The sequence below is a fragment of the Shigella sp. FC1544 genome (genome assembly GCF_001722145.1).
In the GTDB taxonomy this organism is placed as follows: Bacteria; Pseudomonadota; Gammaproteobacteria; order Enterobacterales; family Enterobacteriaceae; genus Escherichia; species Escherichia coli.
In genome coordinates this window covers 1-1,590 of sequence record NZ_MECT01000283.1, presented here as the reverse complement: position 1 = coordinate 1,590, position 1,590 = coordinate 1, and the positions used below count along the sequence as shown (strand labels likewise).

The window sequence follows — 1,590 nt, the reverse complement described above, 5'->3', positions numbered from 1 at the left end:
GGCTTACTACACCCGCAAAATGAGTCAGGGAAAACGACACAATCAGGCGCTTATCGCCCTGGCGAGACGACGCTGCGACGTTCTGTTCGCCATGATGCGCGACGGGACTTTTTATACCCCGCAGGGGTCATAACATGCTTGACAACTTAATAGGGCCCCCCCCCAAAGCCGTCTATGGGAAGGAGTCTGCTGTTATTCCAGAGAATGGTAATTCAGTCATATATTTCTCCATCTATGACTTGTCAATACCATCCTGATATTTGTGGGTCAGCAATATATTCTACTAAAAGGTATTTAAGGTCATTGCGTCCCTGCACTCGAATAATGGTGAAGAAAGCATGATGAATATATCACGATAACGTTCAGTATGTATCGATGATAGATGGAGTTACTCCTCTCTGAAATAGAATTACTGCTCTACTTTTTCTGTTTCCAGAAATTATTAGTAACAAACCCTGATATATTCTTTTGAAAATGGAGCTTAAACGAATCTGAAATTAACTTCAGATATTAGAATGCCATTGGCTTTGTTTTTCAACAATTCCTACTTCATTTATCTTTGTCAACCATTGCATTTCTGTAGCAGTGAATTTCAACGTTTTCGTCCGGTTGGCAGCAGGTATTTGTAATTCGTATATGGCTGCTTTTTTATTGAAAACAGTATATCCATCTGTAGTAACAGTAGAAGATAATAATACAGGATTTGACACTTCAAGGATGATATTTTCTTGTTTTTGTGGAAGGCAAGGGAATATAGTTTGTGTAAGCATATTGCTTCCTTATGTTATATTTTAGTAAAGAATTTATTTTTTACATTATAGTCGGCTAAATGAAGTTTACTGTAAAAAAACGATACTTTTTTCGTAAGCGATGAGATGTGGAGCCAGAAAAATGGCTGCGTTACGTCATTGAACTGTCCTTGACCCACGATATTCAGACAGTCGTTGTATCTTAAGTTGACATTACCCGCTGACGTCGATATTCCCTTGGTGAGAGATAACCCAACGCACTATGCGGATGGTTTTCATTGTAATGCTCGATCGCCACTGCAAGGTTATGCAATGCCGTTCTTGGTTTCGGCATGAACGCGATGCAGTCTTCCTTCATCGTTTTCACGAACCGTTCTGCTATTCCATTACTCTGAGGGCTACTGACTGCGTCGTGCAGGGCTCCAGATTCAACTCTCTGGCGAACTGCCGTGTTTCATGAGCCGTATAAGCCGAACCGTTATCGGCCACTGGATTGGCCGTTCCGGTCCTTTATCGCCATATCGCTGACATGACATCCTGCACCGTTGCTTTGTCATAATCTCCCGTGCCTGCTGCCCAGTCTATGGCTTCACGATCGCAATATGGAACGTAACGCTGTCATCGGGAGAATCGTCAATGCGGCATTCGGTTAACGCTGATATGACTTTCCGTGTCAAACCGGAATCTCTAATTTTGACGATTTTCTTTTTAGGTTTAATTCCCTGAGGGCGACGTAGCAGTAAATCCGACGGTGAATCACGCTGATATTCGCGGGTTGGATACCGCATTACAGAGGTCCGTCATATGAGCCTGCCACTTTCTTACGTCGCGAATCAGCTTT

1 protein-coding gene and 2 pseudogenes are annotated in these 1,590 nt (G+C 42.8%); 1 reads left to right on the top strand and 2 read right to left on the bottom strand.

Translation table 11 applies throughout. The annotated features are described in order from the left end of the window. A pseudogene (locus tag BGK49_RS29475) lies at window positions 1–133 on the top strand (IS110 family transposase); the annotation flags it as partial. Between the two features lie 370 nt (window positions 134–503). Here BGK49_RS29475 and ospE2 read toward each other — a convergent pair. Next, window positions 504–770: a type 3 secretion system effector OspE2 gene (gene ospE2, locus BGK49_RS14240; protein ID WP_000957714.1), complete on the bottom strand. Its 267-nt coding sequence runs from the start codon at window positions 768–770 to the stop codon at window positions 504–506. A gap of 181 nt (window positions 771–951) precedes the next feature. Further along, window positions 952–1,349 (bottom strand): annotated as a pseudogene (locus BGK49_RS14235) (integrase core domain-containing protein); the annotation flags it as partial. Window positions 1,350–1,590: the final 241 nt, after the last annotated feature.